Source organism: Pseudomonas sp. BNK-44-b, from assembly GCF_047456245.1.
Taxonomy (GTDB): Bacteria; Pseudomonadota; Gammaproteobacteria; order Pseudomonadales; family Pseudomonadaceae; genus Aquipseudomonas; species Aquipseudomonas machongensis.
The window spans coordinates 3,191,608-3,216,443 of the sequence record NZ_CP179908.1 but is presented as its reverse complement, the minus strand read 5'-3'; the positions used below and the strand labels follow the sequence as shown (position 1 = coordinate 3,216,443).

General features: G+C 66.5%; 22 protein-coding genes. 17 read left to right on the top strand and 5 right to left on the bottom strand.

From position 1 onward, the window contains the following. Nucleotides 1–62: 62 nt before the first annotated feature. The 13 genes from tssE (at nucleotide 63) to tagF (ending at nucleotide 18,595) form a co-directional block, all read left to right on the top strand. A complete protein-coding gene (gene tssE / locus ACMGGG_RS14765) occupies nucleotides 63–581 on the top strand; it encodes a type VI secretion system baseplate subunit TssE (RefSeq protein WP_414153969.1) in 519 nt (172 codons plus the stop codon). After that, nucleotides 578–2,452, top strand: a complete 1,875-nt coding sequence (tssF, locus tag ACMGGG_RS14760) for a type VI secretion system baseplate subunit TssF (RefSeq protein ID WP_414153968.1) — start codon at nucleotides 578–580, stop codon at nucleotides 2,450–2,452. Before tssE ends, tssF begins: the two co-directional genes overlap by 4 nt. Further along, complete coding sequence (gene tssG / locus ACMGGG_RS14755; protein WP_414153967.1) at nucleotides 2,437–3,480, top strand: type VI secretion system baseplate subunit TssG; 1,044 nt, start codon at nucleotides 2,437–2,439, stop codon at nucleotides 3,478–3,480. The genes tssF and tssG overlap by 16 nt, the downstream gene beginning before the upstream one ends. Further along, nucleotides 3,473–6,118: a type VI secretion system ATPase TssH gene (gene tssH, locus ACMGGG_RS14750; protein ID WP_414155775.1), complete on the top strand. Its 2,646-nt coding sequence runs from the start codon at nucleotides 3,473–3,475 to the stop codon at nucleotides 6,116–6,118. Before tssG ends, tssH begins: the two co-directional genes overlap by 8 nt. Then, nucleotides 6,115–6,720 (top strand): ribosome-inactivating family protein, encoded by a 606-nt coding sequence (locus ACMGGG_RS14745; protein WP_063545515.1) that lies wholly within the window; start codon nucleotides 6,115–6,117, stop codon nucleotides 6,718–6,720. Before tssH ends, ACMGGG_RS14745 begins: the two co-directional genes overlap by 4 nt. A gap of 17 nt (nucleotides 6,721–6,737) precedes the next feature. Next, nucleotides 6,738–7,343 (top strand): hypothetical protein, encoded by a 606-nt coding sequence (locus tag ACMGGG_RS14740; RefSeq protein ID WP_063545514.1) that lies wholly within the window; start codon nucleotides 6,738–6,740, stop codon nucleotides 7,341–7,343. Between the two features lie 31 nt (nucleotides 7,344–7,374). Continuing rightward, nucleotides 7,375–7,971 (top strand): hypothetical protein, encoded by a 597-nt coding sequence (locus tag ACMGGG_RS14735; protein ID WP_065861795.1) that lies wholly within the window; start codon nucleotides 7,375–7,377, stop codon nucleotides 7,969–7,971. A 271-nt stretch (nucleotides 7,972–8,242) separates the two neighbouring features. Continuing rightward, complete coding sequence (locus tag ACMGGG_RS14730) at nucleotides 8,243–10,204, top strand: type VI secretion system Vgr family protein (protein ID WP_414155774.1); 1,962 nt, start codon at nucleotides 8,243–8,245, stop codon at nucleotides 10,202–10,204. Between the two features lie 33 nt (nucleotides 10,205–10,237). Further along, nucleotides 10,238–11,635, top strand: coding sequence for a type VI secretion system-associated FHA domain protein TagH (gene tagH / locus ACMGGG_RS14725; protein ID WP_063545511.1), 1,398 nt, complete (start codon nucleotides 10,238–10,240; stop codon nucleotides 11,633–11,635). A gap of 24 nt (nucleotides 11,636–11,659) precedes the next feature. Continuing rightward, nucleotides 11,660–12,991: a type VI secretion system baseplate subunit TssK gene (gene tssK / locus ACMGGG_RS14720; RefSeq protein ID WP_063545510.1), complete on the top strand. Its 1,332-nt coding sequence runs from the start codon at nucleotides 11,660–11,662 to the stop codon at nucleotides 12,989–12,991. A gap of 28 nt (nucleotides 12,992–13,019) precedes the next feature. Continuing rightward, nucleotides 13,020–14,300, top strand: a complete 1,281-nt coding sequence (gene icmH, locus ACMGGG_RS14715) for a type IVB secretion system protein IcmH/DotU (RefSeq protein ID WP_063546827.1) — start codon at nucleotides 13,020–13,022, stop codon at nucleotides 14,298–14,300. A gap of 10 nt (nucleotides 14,301–14,310) precedes the next feature. After that, nucleotides 14,311–17,871: a type VI secretion system membrane subunit TssM gene (gene tssM / locus ACMGGG_RS14710; RefSeq protein WP_196759872.1), complete on the top strand. Its 3,561-nt coding sequence runs from the start codon at nucleotides 14,311–14,313 to the stop codon at nucleotides 17,869–17,871. Nucleotides 17,872–17,881: 10 nt separating this feature from the next. Then, nucleotides 17,882–18,595: a type VI secretion system-associated protein TagF gene (gene tagF, locus ACMGGG_RS14705; protein WP_063545509.1), complete on the top strand. Its 714-nt coding sequence runs from the start codon at nucleotides 17,882–17,884 to the stop codon at nucleotides 18,593–18,595. A 120-nt stretch (nucleotides 18,596–18,715) separates the two neighbouring features. Here the strand turns inward: tagF and ACMGGG_RS14700 are convergent, their stop codons facing one another. Then, nucleotides 18,716–19,141 carry a RidA family protein gene (locus tag ACMGGG_RS14700; RefSeq protein WP_063545508.1) on the bottom strand — a complete coding sequence of 142 codons (426 nt, stop codon included), beginning with the start codon at nucleotides 19,139–19,141 and terminating at the stop codon, nucleotides 18,716–18,718. A gap of 543 nt (nucleotides 19,142–19,684) precedes the next feature. Between ACMGGG_RS14700 and ACMGGG_RS14695 the strand changes: the two genes are divergently transcribed. Then, on the top strand, nucleotides 19,685–20,005 hold the full coding sequence (locus ACMGGG_RS14695) for a hypothetical protein (RefSeq protein ID WP_054895303.1): 321 nt from the start codon (nucleotides 19,685–19,687) through the stop codon (nucleotides 20,003–20,005). A 189-nt stretch (nucleotides 20,006–20,194) separates the two neighbouring features. On the opposite strand, the gene ACMGGG_RS14690 is transcribed toward ACMGGG_RS14695, so the two are convergent. The 3 genes from ACMGGG_RS14690 to ACMGGG_RS14680 form a co-directional block, all read right to left on the bottom strand. Then, nucleotides 20,195–20,452, bottom strand: coding sequence for a DUF2790 domain-containing protein (locus ACMGGG_RS14690; protein ID WP_063545506.1), 258 nt, complete (start codon nucleotides 20,450–20,452; stop codon nucleotides 20,195–20,197). Nucleotides 20,453–20,561: 109 nt separating this feature from the next. Continuing rightward, on the bottom strand, nucleotides 20,562–21,032 hold the full coding sequence (gene cynS / locus ACMGGG_RS14685) for a cyanase (protein WP_054895305.1): 471 nt from the start codon (nucleotides 21,030–21,032) through the stop codon (nucleotides 20,562–20,564). 39 nt (nucleotides 21,033–21,071) lie between these two features. Then, nucleotides 21,072–21,731 (bottom strand): carbonic anhydrase, encoded by a 660-nt coding sequence (locus tag ACMGGG_RS14680; protein WP_063545505.1) that lies wholly within the window; start codon nucleotides 21,729–21,731, stop codon nucleotides 21,072–21,074. Between the two features lie 110 nt (nucleotides 21,732–21,841). Here ACMGGG_RS14680 and cynR point away from each other — a divergent pair, with 110 nt between their 5' ends. From cynR to ACMGGG_RS14665, 3 genes are all read left to right on the top strand, one after another. After that, nucleotides 21,842–22,729: a transcriptional regulator CynR gene (cynR, locus tag ACMGGG_RS14675; protein ID WP_063546823.1), complete on the top strand. Its 888-nt coding sequence runs from the start codon at nucleotides 21,842–21,844 to the stop codon at nucleotides 22,727–22,729. A gap of 507 nt (nucleotides 22,730–23,236) precedes the next feature. Further along, a complete protein-coding gene (locus tag ACMGGG_RS14670; RefSeq protein WP_112898697.1) occupies nucleotides 23,237–23,494 on the top strand; it encodes a hypothetical protein in 258 nt (85 codons plus the stop codon). A gap of 209 nt (nucleotides 23,495–23,703) precedes the next feature. After that, a complete protein-coding gene (locus tag ACMGGG_RS14665; protein ID WP_112898696.1) occupies nucleotides 23,704–23,991 on the top strand; it encodes a DUF3077 domain-containing protein in 288 nt (95 codons plus the stop codon). Between the two features lie 279 nt (nucleotides 23,992–24,270). Here ACMGGG_RS14665 and ACMGGG_RS14660 read toward each other — a convergent pair whose 3' ends face one another. Next, the gene (locus ACMGGG_RS14660) at nucleotides 24,271–24,702 is read right to left on the bottom strand and encodes a hypothetical protein (protein ID WP_414155772.1); all 432 of its coding nucleotides are present in this window, start codon (nucleotides 24,700–24,702) and stop codon (nucleotides 24,271–24,273) included. Between the last annotated feature and the right edge of the window lie 134 nt (nucleotides 24,703–24,836).

The window sequence follows — 24,836 nt, the reverse complement described above, 5'->3', positions numbered from 1 at the left end:
CCCGGCCCTTCGACCTGGAGTGTCGCCCATGACCCCCTTCATTTTGCCTGGCGCTGTCGATCATGGCTGAGCTGACCAGCAGTGAGCGTCTGCAACCCTCGCTGCTCGACCGCCTGAGCGACGACGCCCGCGACCAGTCGCACGAGCCCCGCGAGCAGCGCGTGCTGTCGATGCGCGCGCTGCGCAAGGCGGTGCTGCGCGACCTCGGCTGGCTGCTCAACAGCACCTGCCTGGGCAGTGTGCAGGACCTCACCGCCTACCCGCTGGCGGCGCGCTCGGTGCTCAACTTCGGCCTGCCCGACCTGTCCGGCAAGACCGCCACCGGCCTTGACCCGCAGGCCCTGGCGCGGCGCATCGAGCAGGTGATCGTCGATTTCGAGCCGCGCGTCCTGCCGGCCAGCGTGCGCGTCACGCCACTGGCCCGGGACCGCGAACAGGCCAGCCCCAACCAGGTGGCGTTCGAGATCCACGGTGAGCTGTGGGGCCAGCCGCTGCCCGAGCGCCTGTACCTGAAGACCGAACTGGACCTGGAGGCGGGCGATGTGAAGCTCTACGACATCGACGCTGGAGGTGTGCGATGAACCCCAAGCTGCTGCGTTCCTACGAGCGCGAACTCCAGCACCTGCGCGAGATGGGCGGTGAGTTCGCCCGCGATTTCCCCAAGGTCGCCGGGCGTCTGGGGCTGGAAAGCCACGCCTGCGCCGACCCTTACGTCGAGCGCCTGCTGGAGGGCTTCAGCTTCCTCGCAGCGCGGGTGCAACTGAAGATCGACGCCGAATTTCCACGCTTCACCAATCACCTGCTGGAGCTGGTCTACCCCCATTACCTGGCACCCACGCCAGCCACCGCCTTGGTGCAACTGCAACCGGACCTCGCCGAAGGCAGCCTGGCCGCCGGCTTCACCGTGCCGCGCGGCACGCCCTTGCACAGCCTGCTGGGCAAGGGCGACCAGACCGCCTGCGAATTCCGCACCGCGCATGACGTCACCCTCTGGCCGATCGAGCTCACCGAGGCCCGTTACTTCGCCTGCTCCGGGCAGGTCGGTGGTGTCGAGCTGGCGCGCCTGGGCCCGGTCAAGGCGGCGCTGCGCCTGCGCCTGAAAGTCGGCGCCGGGCTGACCTTCGACAAGCTCGCCCTCGAGCGTTTGATGCTGCACCTGCGCGGCGCCGAAGGGCTGGCCGGGCGCATCCAGGAGCAATTGCTGGCCCAGGCCGCCGGGGTGCTGGTGCAGCCGGTGCAGGCTGACAACCGCGGGCACGCCTTCATCGACGCCTCGGCGCTGCGCGCCCAGGGCTTCGACGACGACCAGGCCCTGCTGCCGGTGGCGCCGCGCACCTTCCAGGGCTACCGGCTGCTGCAGGAATACTTCGCCTTGCCGCAGCGCTTCCAGTTCGTCGAACTGGGCGGACTGGGCCCGGCGGTGCAGCGTTGCGACGTCAGTGAACTGGATGTGACGGTGCTGTTCAAGACCTTCGTGCCAGCGCTCGAAAGCAGCGTGTCCGCCACGCAGTTCGCACTGCACTGCACCCCGGCGATCAACCTGTTCCCCAAACGCGCCGACCGCGTGCATCTGTCCGACCAGCAGGTCGATTACCACGTGGTGCCCGACCGCACCCGGCCGATGGATTTCGAGATCCATCAGGTCACCGGTGTCACCGGCCACGGCAGCGGTGCCGAGTCCGAGCAGCGCTTCGAGTCGTTCTACCGCGCCAACGACTTGCACGACCCTCGCCAGGGCGCCTGGTTCCAGGTGCGCCGCGACACTCGCGTGCTCAGCGCCCAGCAGCGTCGCCAGGGGCCGCGCTCCAGCTACATCGGCAGCGAGATCTTCCTGACCCTGGTCGACGCCCACGAGGCGCCGTACCGCAGCGACCTGCGCCAGCTGGGCGTCGACACCCTGTGCAGCAACCGCGACCTGGTGCTGAGTATGCCGGTGGGCGTGGGCAAGACCGACTTCACCGTCGAGTCCGGCGCGCCGGTGCAGGCGGTGCGTTGCGTGGCCGGGCCGACCGCGCCGCGAGCCTCGTTCGCCGAGGGCGAAACCGCCTGGCGGCTGGTCAGCCACCTGTCGCTGAACTACCTGTCGCTGCTCGACCAGGACCCTGAGCAGGGCGCCAGCGCCTTGCGCGACCTGCTGCGGCTGTACTGCGGCGTCAGCGATACGCCGGTGCACAAGCAGGTCGACGGGCTGCGCTCGGTGAGCGCGCGGTCGATCGTGCGACGCTTGCCGATCCCAGGCCCGATCACCCATGGCCGTGGTTTGCAGGTGTGCGTCACAGTCGACGAGAGCGCCTTCGAAGGCGCCAGCCTGTTCGTCTTCGGCGCGGTGCTGGAGCAGTTCTTCGCCAAGTACGTGGCGCTCAACAGCTTCACCGAAACCCAGCTGCACAGCACCACGCGCGGCTTGATCATGCAGTGGCCGGCGAGGGTAGGGCGATGCGAGATCCTCTAGCGTTGTTGCAGCGGCTCGCGCAGAAACCGGCGTCGTTCGACTTCTACGCCGCCCTGCGCCAGCTCGAATGCGCCTTCGCCGACCGCCCACGGATCGGCCAGGCCAGCCGCCCGGCCGACGAGCCGCTGCGCTTCGGCCAGCAGCCGTCGCTGGCCTTCGAACCGGCGATGCTGGCGGGCCTGCAGGCGGGCGACGGGCACCAGGCGCCGCGCCTTCTGCTCAATGGCTTCGGCGCACTGGGCGCCAACGGCCCACTGCCGCTGCACCTGACCGAATACGTACGCGACCGCCAGCGCAATGTCGACGACCCGACCCTGGCGCGCTTCCTCGATATCTTCCACCACCGCCTGATCAGCCTGTTCTACCGCGCCTGGGCCAGTGCCCAGCCAGCGGTCAGCCTCGACCGCCCCGGCGCCGACCGCTTCTCCGACTACGTGGCCTCGCTGATCGGCCTGGGCATGCCCTCGCTGCAAGGCCGCGATGCCGTGCCGCAACTGGCCAAGCAGCACCATGCCGGGCGCCTGGCGCCGCACATGCGCAATGCCGAAGGCCTGGCCGCGCTGCTCAGCGACGACTTCGGCGTGCCGGTGCTGGTGGAGCAGTTCGTCGGCCACTGGATGACCCTGCCGGCCGATGGCCTGTGCGCCCTGCGCAGCGGGCCGAGCGCCGAGCGCCTGGGCGTGGGCACGGTGCTCGGGCGCAAGGTGTGGAACGCCCAGGGCAAGTTCCGCCTGCGGGTCGGCCCGCTGAGCATGGCCCAAGTGCGCCGCCTGCTGCCGGGCCAGCCCGGCCTGCGCCGGCTGACCGACTGGGTGCGCCAGTACGCGGGCCTGGCGTTGGACTGGGACGTCAACCTGATCGTCGCCCGCCAGCACCTGCCCGGCACCCGCCTGGGCCGGGATGCCCGGCTTGGCTGGAGCAGTTGGCTGAGCAGCGCACCACCGAGCGAAGACGACCGCCAATTGCTCATCAACCCGCGCCTTACCCCTTCCGCTTCCCCCTCATCGCAAGGATCAGATCATGGCTGAGATCAGTCGAGTGGCCCTGTTCGGCAAACTCAACGGCCTGTGCTACCGGGCCATCGAAAGCAGCACGGTGTTCTGCAAGCTGCGTGGCAACCCCTACGTGGAGCTGGCGCACTGGCTGCACCAGTTGCTGCAGGCGCAGGACAGCGACCTGGTGCGCATCGTGCGCCACTACAGCCTCGACCCGGCGCGCCTGGCCGTCGACCTGACCACGGCGCTGGACGGCCTGCCGCGTGGCTCCACCTCGATCACCGACCTGTCGTCGCAACTCGAAGACACGGTCGAGCGCGCCTGGGTGCATGCCACGCTGATGTTCGGGGAGGCCCAGGTACGTTCCGGGCACCTGCTGGTCGGCCTGCTCAAGGACCGCGCCCTGCGCAATGCGGCGCTGGCGTTGTCCGCCGAGTTCGCCAAGGTACGCGTCGACGACCTTACCGAATGCTTCGCCACTTTGCTGGCCGACTCGCCCGAGGCCAACCAGGCGGCCAGCGACGGTTTCCAGTTGGCACCGGGGGAAAGCTCCGGCGCGCTGCCCAGCGCCGGCCCGAATGGCCAGGAGGCGCTGGCGCGCTTCACCGTCGACCTCACCGGGCAGGCGCGCAGCGGCACGCTGGACCCGATCGTCGGGCGTGACGACGAGATCCGCCAGGTCATCGACATCCTCATGCGCCGCCGGCAGAACAACCCGTTGCTGGTCGGCGAGGCCGGGGTCGGCAAGACCGCCGTGGTCGAAGGCCTGGCCCAGCGCATCGTGCGCGGTGACGTGCCGCCAGCGCTGCGCACGGTGCGCCTGCTGGTGCTCGACATCGGCCTGCTGCAGGCCGGGGCGAGCATGAAGGGCGAGTTCGAGCAGCGCCTGCGCGCGGTGATCGACGAAGTGCAGGCCAGCGTCACGCCGGTGATCCTGTTCATCGACGAAACCCACACCCTGGTCGGCGCGGGCGGTGCGGCGGGCACCGGCGATGCGGCCAACCTGCTCAAGCCGGCGCTGGCCCGTGGCACGCTGCGCACGATCGGCGCGACCACCTTCGCCGAGTACAAGAAGTACATCGAGAAAGACCCCGCGTTGACCCGGCGCTTCCAGACCGTGCAGGTCGACGAACCCGACGAGGCCCGCGCGCTGCTGATGCTGCGCGGCATCGCCGAGAGCATGGCACGCCACCACCAGGTGCAGATTCTCGACACTGCGCTGGCTGCGGCGGTGCGCCTCTCGCACCGCTACATCCCCGCGCGCCAGCTGCCGGACAAGGCCATCAGCCTGCTCGACACCGCCTGCGCGCGGGTTGCCATCAGCCTGCACGCCACCCCGGCGGCGGTGGACGACAGCCGTCGGCGGCTCGAAGCGCTGGACACCGAGCAGGCGATCATCGCCCGCGAGCGCGCGCTGGGGGTGGACACCAACGCGCGCCAGGCGGCCCTCGACGCGCAGCGCACCCGCGAGCGCGAGCGGCTCGATGGTCTGGAGGCGTCCTGGGGCAGCGAGCAGGAACAGGTGGCGGCGATCGTCGAACTGCGCGGGCAACTGGGCGGCGAGGGCGCGAGCGACGACGCCCTGGTTGAGCTGCGCAGCCGCCAGCAGGCGCTGGCCGAGGCCCAGGGCGAGACGCCGTTGATCCTGCTCACCGTCGACGAGCAAGCGGTGGCCGCCGTGGTGCAGGACTGGACCGGCATTCCGGTCGGACGCATGGTGCGCAACGAGATCGACAACGTGCTCAACCTGGCCAGCAGCCTGTCGCGCCGCATCATCGGCCAGCCGCATGCCCTGGAAGCCATCGCCCGGCGTATCCAGACCGCGCGCGCCGGGCTCGACAACCCAGGCAAGCCGGTGGGCGTGTTCCTGCTCGCCGGTACCTCCGGGGTGGGCAAGACCGAGACCGCCCTGGCCCTGGCCGAGGCGCTGTATGGCGGTGAGCACAACCTGGTGACCATCAACATGAGCGAGTACCAGGAAGCGCACACGGTCTCCAGCCTCAAGGGCGCGCCACCCGGCTACGTCGGCTACGGCGAGGGCGGCGTGCTGACCGAGGCGGTGCGGCGCAAGCCCTACAGCGTGGTGTTGCTGGACGAGATCGAGAAGGCCCACCCCGATGTGCACGAGCTGTTCTTCCAGGTGTTCGACAAAGGCTGGATGGAGGACGGCGAGGGCAGGGTGATCGACTTCAGGAACACCCTGATCCTGCTCACCACCAACGTCGGCACGGAGACCATCAGCCATCTGTGCCAGCGACCGGAGCGGGTGCCGGACCCGGAAACCATCGCCCGCGCCCTGCGCGAGCCGCTGCTGCACGTCTTCCCGCCCGCGCTGCTCGGGCGGGTGGTGACCATCCCCTATTACCCGCTGAGCGACGCCATGCTCGCCAGCATCATCCGCCTGCAACTGGGCCGCATCGAGCGGCGCCTGGCCGAGCGCCACGGCGTGCCGTTCAGCTGCGACGAGGCAGTGGTAGCGCTGATCGCCAGCCGCTGCACGGAGCTCGAGAGCGGCGGGCGGATGATCGACGCGATCCTCACCCATTCGGTACTGCCCGCCATCAGCCGCGAATTCCTCGAACGGATGCTGCGCGGCGAAGCAGTCACCCGCGTGCACCTGGGCGTGCGCGACGGCGCTTTCGACTACACCTACGACGAGGAAGCGGCATGATCATCACCATGCACCTGTACACCGGCCTGTTCGTCTACGGCGACGCCATCGCCCAGATGCGCACCTTGCTGGCCATGCCCAAGGGGCGCGAAGGGTTCTTTCGCATCGACCTGATCCTGAAACCAGGCGAGGGCGTGGCGGCGAGCCTGCTGATGTCGCGCAAGTCCCTGTACATCGATGCCTTCCTCGGTGCCGATGGCACCTGGTACCACTTCGCCGATTCCGAGCCGCCGTTCGCCCCGAAGCTGGGCGTGGGCGGCAACAACAACCGCCTGCGCAAGATTGACCTGAAGGGCACTCATTCGGCCTTGCGCACCAACACCACGGCCACCACCTACTCGGCCTTCACCCGCATGGACCTGGTAGCGCTGCGCCAATACAGCGGCGGCGGCTACGACCACCTCAGGCTGCCGCTGTCGTTCGCCGTGGTCGTCTGCGCGGAGGCGGTGCGCTTCAAGGAAACCGAGCTGCGTATCGAACGCCTGCTGGCCAGCGAGCACGACGCCTACAAGCCGCTGGGCGACTGGCAGACGCTGTTCAAAGACTGGGAAAAGCTCACCGAGGTGCAAAGCGCCAAGGTGTGGGTGCGCCACGCAGGCTGACAGGGGAGACAACGAGCATGTCCGAGCGCGACGGCAAGAAAAGCAGCTACGAGTTCATCAAAGCCTTGGAAGAGGCGGCCGACCCTGATTGCGTCAAGGCCTGCAAGCAAGGGCCGATCCTCGACCTGTACCGCATCGATTTTCGCTACCTGCCGGTGGACGCGCGCATCAAGCAGTTGATGCGCACCTTGATGCAATCGACGGCGCCCTACGATTGCAGCGCCATCGCCACCTCGATCGGCGACGACACCCTGGGGGCGATGCGCCAGATCCATTCCAACACCCCCTGCTACCTGCCGCAGTTGACGGCGCAGCAGCCGGCCTCGGCACGCGGGCAGCTGTACCACACCTACGCGCAGGCCAACAAACACCACTCGGCCGACCGCGGCGGCGGCAACTGTGCCACTGGCTACGTCGAGTACACCGCGGGCGACCTGGACGCCTACGGCTGGGGCGGCAACCGCTTTCGCATTGTCTTCGACTACCTCAACGCGCGGCTGTACTTCGCGCCGCTGCACTACGCCTCGTGGCGTTTCAGCGGCAGCCAGCTGGAGACCGTCGACAAGCCGGCGGCGTTCTCTGGCCATCCGAACCCGTTCTTCTGGATTACCGACATCAAGTGAACCCAGGCCTGCCGGCCTTCGAGAGCCTTCCATGAACAAGAAACAAGATTTCGCATTTTCCTGTGGCGCGGCATCGCTGTTGTGCGCGGCGGCGGAGCTGGGCGTGACCACCATGCCGAACACCGGCGCGCGCAGCACCGGCCAGGCCTTGCAGGCCAACTATTTCTGCGAGGCGGCGCTGTACCAGATCACCTCGGGGTCCGTGACGGGCGGGCGGCTGGACAAGGAGCAGGCCGACTTGAGCAAGCTGGGCTATTCCTTCCCGCACAACGTGGCCATCGCTGCCCGCGAGTTGGGGTTGGATGTGAAGATCTACATGAGCGGGATGATCGCCAGCGCGTTGTCGACCTTCTACCCCGATGCCGAGACCAAGTGCGTGCGGGCGGGCTTCCCGATCATCCATTCCGAGCCACCGGCCCTGGCGGCCAACCGGCGGGCGCTGAAAATCGTGATGACCTTCGGCATCGGCCTGCACTACGTGATGCAGCGTCCGGACGGCACCTACATGGACCCGGGTGACGGCAAGGACTTCGCCGACTTCAAGCAGATGAACCTGTGGAGCAAGTGCTACAACGCCACCGGCATCACCCTGGTGCTGGAGCGGCTGGTGTCTACCGCCGCGGCCTGATCGCGTCGCCTGGCACGGGCTACGCCCGTGATCTCGCGGCAAGTCGGATCGCCGCACCGCCGCTCCCACAGGTACAGCGCGGTTCTCAGGGACAGCGCCGTCCTTGTGGAGCGGCGGTGCGGCGATCCGACTCGTCCCGCGATAGGGCCATCCGCAGCACCCTCGCGCTCACCCCACACGCTTTTTCATCCCCCACGGAATAAACCCCGCTCCCCACCTGTTGTGTCCCCAAGGCCGACCCTTGCGGCCACCCCGCGTGAAGGAGCCCTGGATGCCCGTTACCCAAGCCAACCGCGAAATTGCCGTCACCTGCGTGCTGGCCCCCGACACCCTGCTGTTCCGGCGCATGACCGCCCGTGAAGGCCTGTCGACCTTGAGCGAATACCACATCGACCTCTACAGCGAACGCACCGACCTGGACCTCGACGACCTGCTCGCCACCCCCCTGACCGTTGCCGTGGAACTGCCCAAGGGCGGCCAGCGCCACTTCAGCGGCCTGGTCACGCGCTTCGCCTATACCGGCCGCCAGGGCCGCTTCGCCACCTACCACGCAGTGGTGCGCCCATGGCTGTGGCTGCTCACCCGCAGCAGCGACTGCCGGATTTTCCAGCAGCGCAACGTGCCGGACATCGTCCAGGCGGTGTTCGCCCCCTACACCCTGGCCGACGTCGACACCTCGGGCCTGAGCGCCAGCTACCCGGCCCTTGAGTACTGCGTACAGTACCGCGAAAGCGACTTCGACTTCGTCAGCCGCCTGCTGGAGCAGGCCGGCATCTACTACTTCTTCCGCAGCGCGGCCGGCCGCCACACCCTGGTGCTGGCCGACGGCTACGGCGCCCACGCGCCCGCCCCAGGCTACGCACAGGTGCGCTACCTGCCAGCCGAGGACCAGGCCATGCGCGACAGCGAGGTGATCTACGACTGGCGCATGAGCGGCGAAGTCGAGCCCGGCGCCTGGGCCCTGCAGGACTACGACTTCGAAAAACCCTCGGCCAACCTGCTGGTCAAGTCGACCCAGGCGCGCCCCTACGCCCAGTCACGCTTCGAGCGCTACGACTACCCCGGCAAGTACCGCGAGCGCCCGCAGGGCGAGACCCTGGCCCGCCAGCAGCTCGAGGCCCGGCACACCAGCTACCGGCGCATCGAGGGCGCCACCCGCGCGCGCGGGCTGTTCCCCGGCGCGCTGTTCACCCTCAGCGAACACCCGCGCGGCGATCAGAACCAACAGGTGCTGGTGCTCGCCGCCGAATACGAGCTGTCGTCCGACACCTACGAACCGACCCGCCCCGAAGACCCGGCGCCCGTGCTCACCTGCCGCTTCACCGCGCTGCCGCGCCAGCAGGACTACCGCCCGCCATGCCTCACCCCGCGCCCGCTGGTGCACGGCCCGCAGACCGCCAAGGTAGTGGGCAAGGCCGGCGAGGAGATCTGGACCGACCCGTATGGCCGGATCAAGGTGCAGTTCCACTGGGACCGCGAAGGCCAGGAAAACGAGAACAGCTCGTGCTGGATCCGCGTCGCCCAGGGATGGGCCGGCAAGCGCTGGGGCAGCCTGTTCCTGCCGCGCATCGGCCAGGAAGTGGTGGTGAGTTTTCTCGAAGGCGACCCCGACCGCCCGCTGGTCACCGGCAGCGTCTACAACGCCGAGGTGATGCCGCCCTACAACCTGCCCGAACAAGCCACCCGCTCGACCCTCAAGAGCCACTCCAGCAAAGGCGGCAACGGCTACAACGAACTGCGCTTCGAAGACCGCAAGGGTGCCGAGCAGGTGTTCATCCACGCCGAGCGCAACTTCGACCAGCGCATCGAGCGCGATGCCCTCGATTGGGTGGGCGGCGAGCGCCATTCGCGAGTGGCCAAGGACCTGCGCGAACGCGTCGGCGGCGACCGCCACCAGCATGTGCTGGGCGACCGCACCGAGAAGGCCGTGGGCAGCGTGTCCCAGGCCGCCGGCCGTGACCTGCAGCTGGACGGCGCGCTCAAGGCCAGCCTCAGCGGCGGCACCGACGTGCACATCAAGGGCGGCATGAACGTGGTGATCGAGGCGGGGGCGAGCATCACCCTCAAGGCCGGCGGCTCGTTCCTGACCCTCGGCCCGACCATCATCGCCTCGATGCTGCCGCTGCCGTTGCCCCAGGCCTCGGCCGCCGCCAACGCCCTGGTGCTGGCCTCGCGGCCCGGCCCGGTGGGCCAGCCGCTGGAGCCCAAGGAGGCCGACGATGGCCGCCAGTGAGCCCCGCCACCTTCCTGCCGAAAGGAACCTGACATGCCTGTGAAACTGTGGGTCGAACGTTATCGCGGGCAGCCGCCCGCAGCTGAGCTGGCGTGCCTGATCGACGTCGCCGGCACCTTGGGCCGCGCGCCCGGCAACGACCTGGTGCTGGACGATCCGGGCAAGTACATCTCCCGCAGCCACGCCCGCGTCGAGCGGCGTGAGGGCGGCTACTACCTCACCGACACCGGCAGCAACCCCAGCGTGATCAACGAGCGCCTGCTCGGCCATGGCCGCGAGACGCTGCTGCAGGCCGGCGACCAGTTGGTGATCGGCGACTACCAGATCGGTGTGGCGCTGCTCGCGGTGGAGCAGGCCGACCCCGACCAGACGGGGGTTGGCGCCACCCAGACCCTGGCGGTGTTCGTGCCACCGGCGCCGGTCCAGCCGCCGCCGCCACCGCCGCTGGAAGCCGCCGTGGCACCGCGCAGCGAGCCGGGCTTCAGCCAGCCACGGGTGGACACCGACGCCCTGGCGGCGGCGAGCATCGTGCAAGGCGAGTCAGTGTTCGAGCCGGCCCCGATGCTGGACGACCCGCTGGGCCTGAACCTGTTCGGCGGCCAGCGCCCCACGGCGGCCTTCCTCGGCACCCCGGCCGATCATCTGTCGCCGGAGTTGCAGGCCCTGCCGGCCTTGCCTGTCAGCCCAGCCCCCCAGGCGCCGGAAGCGGCGTTGATCCCCGATGGCTACGATGCCCTGGCCGACCTGCTGGCGACGCCCGCCGCCCCAGCCAGCCTGGCGCCTGCACCCACCCCAATCGCAACACCAGCCCCCGTTGCCGCAGAACCCACGGCGGCCGGCGAAGACCCTGTGCTCCAGGCCCTGCTCGAAGGCCTCGGCCTGCCGCACCTGCGCGCCTCGCGCAGCCCCGAAGAGCTGGCCCGGCTGGTGGGAGAAATGCTCCGCGCCGCCACCGGCGGCACCATGGGCGTGCTGATGGCGCGGGCGCTGACCAAGCGCGAAAGCCATATCGAGATGACGATGATCGGCGCGCATTCGAACAACCCGCTGAAGTTCTTCCCCGACCCCACCAGCGCCCTCAGCCAGATGCTCAGCACCGACGCCCCGGCCTATCTGCCCGGCGTGCAGGCGCTGCACGCCGCCTTCGACGACCTGCGCGCCCACGAGATGGCGGTGATCGCCGGCATGCGCGAGGCCCTGGGCGAGGTGATGCAGCGCTTCGACCCGGTGCGTATCGAACGTCGACTGGCCGCTCCCGGCGCCCTGGAACGCGTGCTGCCCTCGACGCGCAAGGCCCGCCTATGGGCGCGTTTCGCAGAGCTGCACGCCGAGCTTGCACGCGATGGCGACGAAGACCTGCAACGCCTCTACGGCGAGAAATTCTCCGTGGCCTACCAGCAGCAGGTCAGCCGCCTGCGCGACATGCCCTGAACCCCTTTACCCGAGATCGCATTCATGTCCTGGAACAGCAAAGTCGTCTGGTCGGAAGGCATGCTCCTGCAGCCCCAGCACCTGCAGCAGCACGACCGTTTCCTCAATGCCCACCTGGAGGCCCGGGTCGCGGCGCTGCGCCCCTACGCCTGGGGCTTTTCGCGCCTGGAGCTCGACGAGCAGCACCTGGCCTTCGGCAAGCTGGCGCTCAAGGCCTACAGCGGCGTGCTGCCTGATGGCACGCCGATCGGCCTGCCATTCGACGAGATGCCGTTGCCGCTGGAGATCCCTGCCGACGCCCGTGACCTCGACGTGGTGCTGGCGCTGCCCACCGCACGCCATGGCGTGGCGGAAGTGGACGACCGCGTGAGCGCGGAAAACTTCGCCCGCCATCGCAGCGTCGAGTACGAGGCCTGGGACAGCAACGGCCTGGACAACAGCGCGCTGATGAACGTCGGCAAGCTGCGCCTGCGCCTGGCCCTGGCCAGCGACGTCGCTGACGCCCACGCGGTGTTGGGCGTGGCACGGGTGCTGGAGCGCCGCGCCGACCAGCAGGTGTTGCTCGACCCCGCCTACTGCCCGCCGAGCCTCACTTTGCAGGCCGCACCGCGCCTGGCGGCGTTCGTCGACGAACTGCTGGGCCTGCTGCACCAGCGCGCCGAGGCCATGGCCACGCGCCTGGCCCAGCCGGGTGCCAGCGGCGCGGCAGAGATCGCCGACTTTTTGCTGCTGCAACTGCTCAACCGCAGCGAGCCGCTGGTGCGTCACCTGGCCGGCATGGCCGGGCTGCACCCCGAGGCGTTGTACCGCCAACTGACGGAGTTGGCCGGCGAGCTGGCGACCTTTACCCACGCCGACAAGCGCGCCAGCCGCTACCCGGTGTACCGCCACGATGCCCTGGCCGAGACCTTCGCCCCGCTGATGCTCGACCTGCGCCGCGCCCTGGCCACGGTGATCGATGCGCGCGCCCTGCAGATCCCGCTGGAGGAGCGTCAGTTCGGTATCCGCGTGGCGGTGCTGCCCGACCGCGCGCTGCTCGGCAGCGCCACCTTCGTCCTCGCCGTGCATGCGCAGATGCCGGCCGAAGCGGTGCGCAGCGGGTTCCCGCCGCAGGTCAAGCTGGGCTCGGTGGAGAAGATCCGCGACATGGTCAACCTGCAACTGCCCGGCATCGGCCTGCGGCCCTTGCCGGTGGCGCCGCGGCAGTTGCCGTTCCACGCAGGCTTCACCTACTTCGAACTCGACCGCAACAGCGCGTACTGGCAACAGCTGACCCAGTCGGCAGGCTTCGCCCTGCACGTGGCCGGCAGCTTCCCCGGGCTGGACATGCAGTTCTGGGCCATCCGCAACGCCTGATCGACAGCGCAGGTACATCACCGTGAACATGAACGACTCCCTTGAGCCCGGGCAAGACCCGGACCACACCCTGTTGCTGCCGACCCCCGGCGGCCGCCGCCCGGCCTCCAGCGCCGCGCCTGCGCCGGTCGAAGCCGACCTGGCCCTGCGCGGCGCCGGCCTCAACCCGCTGGTGCGCGCCGCCAACCCCTTGCTCGACCTGGTGGTGCCGCTGCGTGGGCTGACCCGCGCACCGGACATGGAAACCCTGCGCGAGCGGCTGGTGCAGGCCGTGCAGCAGTTCGAGGCGCAGGCGCGCAACGCCCGGGTGGAAGCCCAGACCCTCGCCGCGGCGCGCTATGCCCTGTGCACGCTGGTCGACGAAACCATCTCCAGCACGCCTTGGGGCGCCGGGGTGTGGAGTGGCAGCAGCCTGCTGGTGACCTTCCACAACGAGGCCTGGGGCGGCGAGAAGTTCTTCCTGATCCTGCAGCGCCTGAGCCTGGATGCGCGCGCCAACCTCGACGTGCTGGAGCTGATGTACCTGTGCCTGGCCTTGGGCCTGGAAGGGCGCTACCGCGTACTGGACCGTGGCTTCGACCAACTGGCGGCCCTGCGCGAGCGCCTGTTGCAGTTGATTCGCCAGCAGCGCGGCGCGGTCGAGCAGGACCTTTCGCCACGCTGGCGCGGTGCGCCCACTGCGCCGGTGTCGATGCTGCGCCTGGTGCCGCTGTGGGTGCTGGCGGCCTTGGCGGCGCTGCTGCTGGTGCTGTTGCAGGTGACCGGCAACTGGCTGCTCAATCGCGCCTCGGACCCGGTGTTCGCGCAGATGGGCGAGCTGCGCCTGGCCTCGCCGTTGAAGGCCGCCCAGCCCACGGGGCCGGCGCCGGTGCGGGTGTCCGGGTTCCTCGCCGAGGAGATCGCCCAAGGCCTGGTGAGCGTGCGCGAAACCAGTGACCGCTCGGTGATCACCCTGCGCGGCGACGGTGTGTTCGCCTCTGGCAGCGCCGAGGTGTCGAGCGCCTTCGACGGTCTGTTGACGCGCATAGGCGAGGCGCTCAAGGGCGTGCCTGGCGACGTGCTGGTGGTCGGTCACACCGATAACGTGCGGCCTGCGCTGGGTTCGCGGTTGTCGTCGAACTTCGACCTGTCCAACACCCGCGCGCGCAACGTCGCGCGCCTGCTGGCCGAACGCGCCGGGCCCGCCACGCGCTACCGCAGCGAAGGCCGTGGCGAGACCGAGCCGCTGGTGGCCAACGACTCGGCCGCCAACCGCGCGCGCAATCGCCGCGTAGAGATCACCGTATTTGTTCCTGCGCAGCCGCAGTGAGGTCCAGGCGATGTCTTATCTGATCTATCTGTTCGATACCTTCATGCGCGGTCTGCGCTGGCTGGCCAGTTCCTGGCTGCTGTCGCTGCTGGGCGTGGCGTTGATGGCGCTGCTGATCTGGTACGAAGGTCCGCTGCTGTCATTCGACGGGCGCGAGCCACTGGCCTCGACCTGGGCGCGCGGCTGGCTGGTGGCGGCGTTGCTGGCCGCGTGGTTGGCCTATTTCGGCTGGCGCGCTTTTGCTGCCTGGCGCGCCAACCGCCTGCTGATGGCCGGGGTCACCGATGAGCAGGCCGGGGAACCCGCCTCGGCGCGCGCCTCGCAGGCCGAGGTGGCGCATCTGGCCGAGCGCATGCGCGAGGCGATGGCCGTGCTGCGCAAGGCCAGCCCCGGCTGGAAACCGGGCGGGCAGTACCTGTACCAGTTGCCGTGGTACCTGTTCGTCGGCGCCCCAGGCAGCGGCAAGACCACTGCGTTGACCCACTCCGGCCTGCAATTCCCGCTCAGTGACACCCACGGCGCCACGGCCATCGGCGGCATCGGCGGCACGCGCCACTGCGACTGGTGGTTCACCGACGAAGCCGTGCTGCTGGACACCGCCGGGCGCTACACCACCCAGGACAGCGACGCCGAGGTCGACAAGGCGGCCTGGCGCGGTTTTCTCGACCTGCTGAAAAAGCACCGCCGACGCAGCCCGGTCAACGGCGTGATCGTCACCCTGAGCGTCAGCGACCTGCTGCAACAAGGCGAGGCCGAGCGCCAGCGCCAGGCCATGGCGATCCGCGCGCGCCTCGACGAGCTGCACGAACGCCTGGGCGTGCGCTTCCCGGTGTACGTGGTGGTGACCAAGTGCGACCTGCTGGCCGGTTTTGCCGAGTACTTCGAGCACTTTGGGCGCGATGAGCGCAGCCAGGTGTGGGGCGTGACCTTCCCGCTGGCCCAGAGCGAGCAGCCGGGAGCGGCGCTGGCGGGCTTCCCGGCCGAGTTCGAGGCGCTGGAGCGGCAGTTGCAGGTGCGCGTGCTCGAGCGCATGCAACAGGAGCGTGACCTGTCGCGACGTGCCTTGCTGTACAGCTTCCCACAGCAGTTCGCCGGCATGGGCGACGTGCTGGCGGGCTTCCTGCGCACGGTGTTCGAACCCAACCGCTTCCAGGCACCGACCCGCCTGCGCGGGGTGTACTTCACCAGCGGCACCCAGGAAGGCAGCCCGATCGACCGGGTGCTGGCCTCGCTGGCCGCCGCCTTCGGCCTGGGGCGCAAAGTGCTGCCTGCCGGGTACGCCAGTGGGCGCAGCTACTTCATCACCCGGCTGCTGCGCGAGGTGATCTTCAAGGAAGCGGGCCTGGCCGGGCTCGACCCGCGCCAGGAGCAGCGCCGCCGCCAATGGTTGCGCGCGGGGATGGTGCTGGTCGCGGTGCTGACGCTGCTGCTGGCGCTGGGCATGGCGCTCAGTTACCAGCGCAACCGCGTGCTGGTCGATACCGCCGCGCAACGTACCGCTGAGGTGGCGCAACTGGCCAAGGCGCTGCCGGCTGAGGGCAACGTGCTGCAGGCGTTGCCGCTGCTCGACGCTGCCCGCGCCTTGCCCGCGGGTTACGACCAGCGCGGGGAGGGCGTGCCGCTGCTTGAGCGTTTTGGTTTGTACCAGGGTGACAAGCTCGGTGCCGGGGCCGTGGCGCTGTACCACCGCCTGCTGCGCAGCACCCTGCTGCCGTCGATCGTCGGCAACCTGGAGAGCGCCTTGCGCCGGGGCGATGCCAGCAACCAGGACTTCCTCTACGAAACCCTGCGCGTGTACCTGATGCTCGGCCAGCGCCAGTTCTTCGATGCCGCCTCGGTGCAGGCCTGGGTCGATGTCGACTGGCGCCGCGAGCTGCCCCAGGCCAGCGAGGCGCAGCGCCAGCAACTATGGGCGCATGTCGCCGCGCTGCTCGAAGACGCCGACGCCGAGCCGGTACAGCTCGATGCCGACCTGATCGCCAAGACCCGCCTGACCCTGGCGGGCATGCCGCTGTCGCAGCGCATCTACAACCGCCTCAAGCGCCAGGTGGCCCAGGCCGGGCTGGCCGAGCAGAGCGTCAACGCTGCCGCCGGGCGCGATGCCTCGTCGTTGCTGGTGCGGCGCAGCGGCCTGCCGCTGTCGCGCGGCGTAAGCGGCGTGTACAGCGTGGCTGGCTACCGCGCCTTGCTGGCCAGGCGCGAGCGCGCCGTGGCCGACATGGCCCGCGACAGCTGGGTGCTCGACCGCCAGGAAGCGGCCCTCGGCGCGGGCGATAGTGCGCGCCTGGGCGCTGCGGTGCTTGAGCTGTACTACGCAGACTATATCCGCCAGTGGGATGCCTACCTGGCCGACGTGCAACTGGTGCCCCTGGCCAGCCTCGGCCAGGCGGCCCAGGTGAGTAATGCCCTGGCCGCCGCCGACTCACCGTTGCGCGCCTTCCTCCAGACCGCCGCACGCGAGACCACCCTCGAAGGCGTGCTGGCCGACACCCCCGGCGACAGCGCCGGTAACCCGGTCGACCGCGCCCTGCGCGAACGCCTCGACAGTGCCCGCAAGCGCCTGGAAAGTGCGTTGTCCGACAGCGCCCCGGCCCCCGCGCCGGCTGCCACCGGCAACCCAGTGGACCAGCACTTCGCCGCCCTGCATGCCCTGGCGGGCAGCGCCACCCCGGCGTCGCTGGAGGAAAGCCTGACCCTGCTCAAGGACGCCGCGCAGTTCTTCGACAGCGCCGAAAATGCCCGCCGCAGTGGCACGCCAGCGCCCAGCGGCGAGGTGCTTGGGCGCATCAAGCGCGCCGCAACCGAGCAGCCAGCCCCGTTGTCCGAGGTGCTGCGCGCAGTCGACAGTGGCGGCAGCGCGCTGACCCTCGGCAACGAGCGCGAACGCCTCAATGCCCTGTGGGTGGCCAATGGCGCGCCGTTCTGCCGCGATGCCATCGCCGGGCGCTACCCGCTGGTGCGCGGCGCCAGCCGCGACGTCACCGCCGACGACTTCGGCCGCTTCTTCGGCCCTGGCGGCATCATGGACGACTTCTTCAGCCGCAACCTCGCGCCCTACGTCGACATGAGCAGTAGCCAATGGCGCTGGCGCGCCAACGGCAGCGCGCCGCTGAGCATCCCCCAGGAGGTGCTCGACCAGTTCCAGCGCGGCGCACGCCTGCGCGACATGTTCTTCGCCGCCGGTGCCCGTCAGCCCTCGCTGCGCTTCGACGTGCAACCCCTGACCGTCGATCCCGCATTGGGCCAGGTGACGCTGGATATCGCTGGCCAGCCGGTGACGTTCGTGCCTGGCGGCGATACCGGATTCACGCCGATCGTGTTGCCCAGCGGCAAAGGCAGCGACCGCGTGCAATTGCAGTCTCCCACCGGTAGCGGCCTGCGCAGCGACGGCCCTTGGGCCTGGTTGCGTTTGCTTGACCAGGGGCAGGTCAGCGGTGAATCGGGTGAGCGCTTCCTGCTCACGTTCAACCTGGGCGGGCACAAGGTGAGCTACACGCTACGCGCCAGCAGCGTGATCAACCCGTTCCGCCGCGACGCGCTGGAGCAGTTCCGTTGCCCGGCGCGGTTGTGAGGTGAGGCCCTTGGAACAGCGCGTTTCGCGCACCGGCTTCTACGGCAAGCTGGTGACCCATGGCGATTTCCTCAGCCGGCGCCTGTCGCCCGCGTTCGTGCGAGGTTGGGATGACTGGTTGCAGGCCGGCCTGCGCGCCAGCCGCGAGCGCCTGGGAGCTGGGTGGGAGCAGGCCTACCGCTGTAGCCCGATCTGGCATTTCGCCCTGGCCGCCGGGGTCTGCGGCGAGCCCGCCTGGGCTGGCGTGATGATGCCCAGTGTCGACCGGGTGGGGCGTTATTTTCCCCTGACCCTGGCCTATGGCGGGCCGGACATTCCAGTGCTGGAGCGCCTGCGGCGCGACGGCGCGTGGTACGCCGAAGTGGAGCGCCTGGCATTGTCGACCCTGGAGACGGGGTTCGTGCTGGAGCGCTTCGACCGCGACCTCAGCCAGTTGCCCGCTCCATTACGGCCAGAGCCCGCAAGCATCGCGCCTGCGTGGGGGCAGCCGGCGATGGGCGCGATGTGGTCGGCGCTGCCGGAGCAGGACGGAATGGCGCAGGCGGTCGAACAGTGGTTGCTGCAACTGGACGGGCTGGCGGGGCAGCGGTCGTTGGCCGGGCATGCCTTGTTCTGGACCGAGGGCGGGCCGCAGGTGGCGCCGACGCTGCTGGTGAGCCGGGGTTTGCCGGGGGTGGGGTGGTTCGTTGGCATGCTGGGCGGGGAGGGTGGCGGCGCGGCTTGAGCTTCATACCTGCACCGCCCTCACCGCTGATCTTGAGTACAGCGAGGTACCTGTGGGAGCGGGCTTGCCCGCGAAAAAGACCCCGCCGTGTCAGGCACGGCGGGTCACGTCACATCCATCTCAAACCACCTCACAGCAAGCGGCCACCGCATCAATCTCCACCAGCATGCCATCCAGCGCCAGCCGTGGAACGGGGATCAGGGTGCAGACCGGATGCCCGCTTTCCCAGACCCGATTTGCTTCGCTGACCCATTCACGCAAGCGATGCTCATCATGATCGACGATCAACAAGGTCAGCTTGAACACCTGTTGCAAGCTCGCGCCCTGCGACCGCAGCGCCGTGTCCAAATTGGCCAGTGCCTGCCTGGCCTGCGCGGCAAACTCGGCGGGCAGTCGCCCGTCGACATCCTCGCCACCTTGCCCGGCAATGAACAACAGCCTGGCTCCAGGTGCTACTGCGGCGACGTGGGAGTAACCGTTGCTGCTCGGGTCGTACAGCCCGGGTGGATTGGACAGCGCGAATGCGGGACGGGAATCTGCGGACATGGGATTGCTCCAGAAGAAAGAGCGGGCAGTCTGCAACCTCGAGTCAACTTGAGGTCAAGCGCGTTTGTGGCAGAGAGAAGAAATCTCCTGGACACAACGCAGTCACTCAATCAGGCGGAAATCCTACGCCACGGTCATGCTGCACTCGATGCCGTGCGCTCGCTGTTGGAGTGAGTGCTGGCCCAGGTGGAGCTCAAGAGCCGAGCGCAGCCGCTGTCCCTGCACTCGTCCGTATTCATTCCAAAGGGCTTGCAGGGCCTCTGTGGGGGCGGGCTTGCCCGCGATCACGGGCAACGCCCGTGCCATGCACCGCATCGCCTGCTTCGCGGGTAAACCCGCTCCCACAGAGTGGACGTCGCACTTACGAAACGCGATTTTTCAGTGTCCGAAATGGGGCGAAAGCAGTCTTCCGCTACCGCCAGCTCCCCCTAAGGCGGTGGGCAATTTCAGGAATAAGGCTGAGTCGTTGATTGCACGATAAACAACGAAAACCATCAGGGTCAGCTAGAGTTTTGATGAGTACAACACCGCGAGATAACGATCATGCTAAAACAAGAAGCAGACGACGTGATTGAGCGTATTCGGGAAGATCTGAAAAGGCACGGTGTGCTGATCGGCTACGATCCCGAGTTTACTACTGCTGAATTCGGGTGCGACCTGGACCATCACGTTGCTCAGGTCAGAGAGGATCCGAACAACCGTGTGTTGCAGATTGCGATACATGACGAAGGGCTCTGGAATCAGCTCCAGCAGGGAAATGTGTATCGGTGTAGCGTCAGTGATTGTCGAGGAAAGCTCTTCGGCATTCCTATTACGATAGAACCGAGAGAGGATGAGTCCTACACCATTGAGTACAGGCTCTGAAGTTTCAGGAGGGTCGTCTGCCGTCCAGATTCCCGTCCCGCAGACGAGTCGGCAGATCACCCTCTGTCGGAAGCAAAAAGCCCACAGCGATTTTCGCAGTGGGCTTGCGTCCATACAGGATGCCAAGCCTCGATCCCATCTGCCCTGATGTCCAGGAACTGCCTGTCGAGCTGCAGTAAGGATGGCGCATCAGTTGTTGGCACAGCCATTCCCCACGATTCTGTACTCCATGATATGCCGCTCGCCATTGGAGTCGTCGTAAGTCAGCTGCATCGGCACAACTTCGCAGACATTGGGCACCGGCGTAACAGCCACAACGTGCGCGATATCCAGGTTCTGAGAGTAGCGATAGGGTTCAACCGTCATTGGTGCAGCTCGAGTGCCTTGGTCATCGGCCATGGCAACAGAACCAAGGCAGCCTAGGAACAGAACGAGTAAGAGTTTCATGGTGATCACCTGTACTGAGGGCGTAAGAAGGCCTGAGCATCCGATTGGCGCTCAGTCGTCATGAATGTTGGGGATGGCCCGGCGCGGTATGGCACCGGGCTGAGCTACATCAGAAAGGCTTGGTAGGCAGGTACTTGCCGTCCAGGGTGATCACAGCACGGTGGCCACCGTCCGGGTCTTCGACTTTCTTGATGTCCAGCTTGAAGTTGATGGCGCTGATGATGCCGTCACCGAACTTCTCGTGGACCAGCGCTTTGAGGGTGGTTCCATACACCGACATCATTTCGTAGAAGCGGTAGATGGTAGGGTCGCTCGGCACGCCGTCGAAGAAACTGCCGCGAATCGGCATCGATTGCAGCAGTGCGACTTGATCAGCATCGAGGTCGAGCTTTTCGCCTACGACCTTCGCGGCGCTTTCAGGCAGCGGATGCTGGCCAAGCAAGGCCGCGGTGACGAAGGCCTCGGACAGGCCCGTACCGTCAACGATTTGCGCGAAGGACAGGTCTTTGCGAGCCTTGGCCTGAATGATGACTTCGGTCAGTTCCTGGCGAGCGGTGCGGGTGGCTTGGGTCTGGATCATGGTGAGTCTCCTGGGTAAGAAAAGGTGCAGGTACAGGTTTCAGGCGACGTGCCTGGCTGGCTGGGAAACGGCGTGGACTTCTGGGTGTTCCGCGAGAGACACGAAGGTGCCGGTGCTGCCATCAAAAGCGTCGATACGTCCGCTCTCGATGTCATAGATCCAACCGTGCAGGGTCACGCGGCCTTCTTCTAGCGCCAGGCGTACGGAGGGGTGGGTCTGGATGTTGGCCAACTGCGCGACCACGTTTTCGCGCACCATGGAGGCAACCTTGCTTGGTCCGTCCGCGTGCTGACGGGCCTCATTGACTACCTTGGCTGAGTCGGCATACCGCAACCAGCTGGCTACGGCGGGCATGTGATCCAGGCATTTGCAGGTGGCGATGGCGGTCATCGCGCCGCAGTCGGAGTGGCCGCAGATCACGATGTCTGCAACCTTGAGTCCGGCGACCGCGTATTCGACCGACGCCGAAACCCCACCCGGCTCTGGCCCGTACGACGGCACGATATTGCCGGCGTTGCGGATGACAAACAGATCGCCTGGCTCGCGTTGGGTGACCAGCTCAGGCACCAGTCGGCTATCAGAGCAGGAGATGAAGAGAGCCTTTGGCGCCTGCTGATTGGCAAGGTCCTTGAACAGTTTGACCCGCTCCGGAAAGGCATTTTTTTGAAACTTCAGAAATCCGTCGATGATCGCTTTCATGGTTGCTGTCTCGATGTCGCTGGGTGTGAGACGGAGATTAAGCAGCGCATGGCATAAGGTAAAAGTCTCATTTATTATGAGTTGGATCAGATTATCTTATGGGTATGGACATGCTCGCTCGCCACATCCAGTACTTCCTGGCCGTTGCAGAACATCTCAGTTTCACGAAGGCCGCAGCAGCGCTGCATGTCTCTCAGCCGGCGCTTTCTCAGCAAGTAAGGCAGTTGGAAGAGAGCCTGGGAGCCCAGTTGTTCGACCGATCAGGCCGCACGACGCGTTTGACTGACGCGGGGGATGTCTACCTTCTCTATGCGCGCCGTGCGCATCAGGAACTGCAGGAAGCCAAAAGGGCTATACATGATGTCAGCGACCTCAGCCGTGGCTCATTGCGTGTTGCGGTAACGCCGACGTTCACGACCTATCTGGTGGGGCCGCTGATCGAGGTATTTCACTCCAGATACCCCAAGATTACCGTCAACCTGAAAGAGCTTTCCCAGGAGCGTATCGAGGAGCTGTTGTTGGCGGGAGAGCTGGACGTAGGGATCGCTTTTGATGAAATACATGCGCCGGATATCGAAGCCATCCCCTTGCTGAACGAAACGCTTGCTTTGGTCATGAACCGCAGACACCGCCTGGCCGAGGAACGCTCCATTACCTCGCACGGCCTGAGTGCAGAGTCTTTGGTCTTGCTCAGCACAGAGTTTGCCACTCGCGAGCAAATCGACCGCTACTGCCGCAAATATGAGATTCGTCCCAAGGTGCAGATGGAGGCCAATGCCCTCGGCGCAGTGATCGAGATCGTTCGCCGGACGAATCTCTCGACCTTGTTGCCTGCCAGAATTGCGTTGGCCCATGACGACCTGGTGGCCATCACACTGGAGCCGGAGCGCTTGCAGCGACGGGCCGTTCTGATGCGGCGCAAAGACGCCTTTCTGAGTGCGGCGGTGCGTGTCTTCATCGAGCTGGCTAAAGAAATATCCAGCGATCTTGATCAGTGAGGGTTTGCGCGACCGCAGGATGTGCGTGTGCAACAGGGCCCAAGGGCAGGTGCAACGATGATGGCCTAGCCGACCTACGAAGCGGAGACTGGCAGGAGAGGGAAGCCCCTACTGCTTTCTAGCTGTTGACGGCGCACTGATGTGCGTCACTAACCTCCAGCAAGCAACTCACTCCAAAATTAGATGACTTCCTACACGAACGAATCAGATTTTCGCTATTTCATGTAGTCCCTTTCCCAAGCATCCTCCGTCCGCTTTTGCACCATCCAGATGACGACTAGTCTCGCCGGGTCGTTGCCAAATCAACGACCGGGCCTGCAAGCCCGAAGATGACACTACCTTCGCTGGCCGAGCCTACCCGGTCACGCCGTCTATGGTGGCTACGTGCGGGAGATCTTCGGATCTGCCGGTTTTCTCGTCTTCCGGTCTTGCAGACCTGTACGTAGCCGCCACCCATCAAATGCAAGTGGTGTCGTGGTGGTCCAATCGAATAGACGAGATCACGCCATGCTCAAGATAGTCCCCGACCCACCGCACACTACAGAAACCCCCGACTACCTCGAAGACACCCTGGTCGAAGCCATGGAATACACCCTGTGTGGCCTGGCGGTAGCCAACCAGTCGATCACCTTCCTCCCCAAATCCCCCGCCACGATCATGCTGCTCAGCGTGATGCACGAGCTCGACGCCGTGCGCTCGCTGTTGGAGTGCGCGTTGGCCCAGGTGCAGCTCAAGAGCCGAACGCAGCCGCTGTCCCTGCATTAGTCCGTACTCATTTCCAAAAGGCTTGCAGGGCCTCTGTGGGAGCGGGCTTGCCCCGCGATCACGGGCAACGCCCGTGCCATACACCGCATCGCCTGCTTCGCGGGTAAACCCGCGAAGAGGCCAGCATTGGCACTACAAAAAATTAGCTCACACCATCACCGCTGCCCCCGCATACCCACCCCATTCACAGCACCTCGAAGGACTTCCCCATGGACAAGGACTCACCAGACCCCCTCGGCAAGCTCGGCTGGACCGTCGGCACCACCACCTGCCTGGAAAGCGAAGTCAAAGGCAAACACCTGTTCCGCGTAGAGCCCGGCAACTGCGCCGACCACGCGCTGCAACAGGCTTCGGAACTACTTGCTAGCGCACGGCGGGCGTCGTTCATCGGGGTGATGGACGACGAACCGGTGCTGGTTTGGGCGGCGCATTACCTCAGCGAGATGGCCAAGGCGTTGATGGATGATGCGCACAGGGGGATGCATAAAAGCGATTGAGGTGGAGGTTGGGCGGTTCAGAGTTGTCCGTCCGGATTTACGGCTACGCCTTTGGATGACCGATTTCGACCCATAGCGGGCAGTTGACGACGGTTTGCCAAAGTCAAACAAGCAGCGACGAGTTTCAGGCATGCTGTCGGCTTGCTGGTAGGGCCTTTTGGGGCTCAGAAATGGTTCCAACGGCTGCCCAAACTTTAACGCCTACCAGTACTAGCCAAAAAGCCCAGTACAAGCTGGGCTTTTGAAAACGCTAGGTCTATACGCATCGGAGCTGCAAAATCATCGATCATTCTTTGAAGAAGATCTGACGGCGTTGGATAGACCTCTTGAATTGTGATCACCTGGAGTAGTTCGTGAGATGGCAGTGGATTTGGCCAAACCGCGAGTGTCTTTGGAGTGAGCGATACCCGAGGTAGTGGTTCCGTGACCATTATCAGTGTTGCGGGAGCTCCCGTAATGGTTGCCGCTTACACCATGATCGCGTGTGGCCTTGCCAGCGTGATCGCTTCCAGCGCTCTTGCCATTTCCGCTGTTCCCTCCCATACCGCCTGAATGCCCACCGCCATGTCCGCCACCGTTGCCAGCTCCACCGCCATGACCACCACCACCTTTGGCATAGGCGGAACCAATAGGTGAGATATCTGCGGGTACGAATGGAATCATCCCGAGTGCCAATGCACACGCAAAGACAGCAAGCACGGGTTTTCTCATTTTTATTCGCCTCCAAAGGCGTGTGGTAGAGCTAAGGGTGCCATTCAGACCGACATTAGATGCTTAAGTTCTTGAATCCCGACGGAATGCTCGCACCCTGACTGGCATTGCCTCTACCAACAGATTAGCTACTC

Bases quoted from the DNA above. Each gene is read 5' to 3' on its own strand.
- ACMGGG_RS14660 (WP_414155772.1), bottom strand. From the start codon at position 24,702: ATGAGAAAACCCGTGCTTGCTGTCTTTGCGTGTGCATTGGCACTCGGG.
- tssG (WP_414153967.1), top strand. From the start codon at position 2,437: ATGCGAGATCCTCTAGCGTTGTTGCAGCGGCTCGCGCAGAAACCGGCG.
- icmH (WP_063546827.1), top strand. From the start codon at position 13,020: ATGAACGACTCCCTTGAGCCCGGGCAAGACCCGGACCACACCCTGTTG.
- tssE (WP_414153969.1), top strand. From the start codon at position 63: ATGGCTGAGCTGACCAGCAGTGAGCGTCTGCAACCCTCGCTGCTCGAC.
- cynR (WP_063546823.1), top strand. From the start codon at position 21,842: ATGCTCGCTCGCCACATCCAGTACTTCCTGGCCGTTGCAGAACATCTC.
- ACMGGG_RS14730 (WP_414155774.1), top strand. From the start codon at position 8,243: ATGCCCGTTACCCAAGCCAACCGCGAAATTGCCGTCACCTGCGTGCTG.
- ACMGGG_RS14690 (WP_063545506.1), bottom strand. From the start codon at position 20,452: ATGAAACTCTTACTCGTTCTGTTCCTAGGCTGCCTTGGTTCTGTTGCC.
- tagH (WP_063545511.1), top strand. From the start codon at position 10,238: ATGCCTGTGAAACTGTGGGTCGAACGTTATCGCGGGCAGCCGCCCGCA.
- ACMGGG_RS14680 (WP_063545505.1), bottom strand. From the start codon at position 21,731: ATGAAAGCGATCATCGACGGATTTCTGAAGTTTCAAAAAAATGCCTTT.
- tssK (WP_063545510.1), top strand. From the start codon at position 11,660: ATGTCCTGGAACAGCAAAGTCGTCTGGTCGGAAGGCATGCTCCTGCAG.
- tssF (WP_414153968.1), top strand. From the start codon at position 578: ATGAACCCCAAGCTGCTGCGTTCCTACGAGCGCGAACTCCAGCACCTG.
- ACMGGG_RS14665 (WP_112898696.1), top strand. From the start codon at position 23,704: ATGGACAAGGACTCACCAGACCCCCTCGGCAAGCTCGGCTGGACCGTC.
- ACMGGG_RS14735 (WP_065861795.1), top strand. From the start codon at position 7,375: ATGAACAAGAAACAAGATTTCGCATTTTCCTGTGGCGCGGCATCGCTG.
- ACMGGG_RS14700 (WP_063545508.1), bottom strand. From the start codon at position 19,141: ATGTCCGCAGATTCCCGTCCCGCATTCGCGCTGTCCAATCCACCCGGG.
- tssM (WP_196759872.1), top strand. From the start codon at position 14,311: ATGTCTTATCTGATCTATCTGTTCGATACCTTCATGCGCGGTCTGCGC.
- ACMGGG_RS14670 (WP_112898697.1), top strand. From the start codon at position 23,237: ATGCTCAAGATAGTCCCCGACCCACCGCACACTACAGAAACCCCCGAC.
- ACMGGG_RS14745 (WP_063545515.1), top strand. From the start codon at position 6,115: ATGATCATCACCATGCACCTGTACACCGGCCTGTTCGTCTACGGCGAC.
- ACMGGG_RS14740 (WP_063545514.1), top strand. From the start codon at position 6,738: ATGTCCGAGCGCGACGGCAAGAAAAGCAGCTACGAGTTCATCAAAGCC.
- ACMGGG_RS14695 (WP_054895303.1), top strand. From the start codon at position 19,685: ATGCTAAAACAAGAAGCAGACGACGTGATTGAGCGTATTCGGGAAGAT.
- cynS (WP_054895305.1), bottom strand. From the start codon at position 21,032: ATGATCCAGACCCAAGCCACCCGCACCGCTCGCCAGGAACTGACCGAA.
- tssH (WP_414155775.1), top strand. From the start codon at position 3,473: ATGGCTGAGATCAGTCGAGTGGCCCTGTTCGGCAAACTCAACGGCCTG.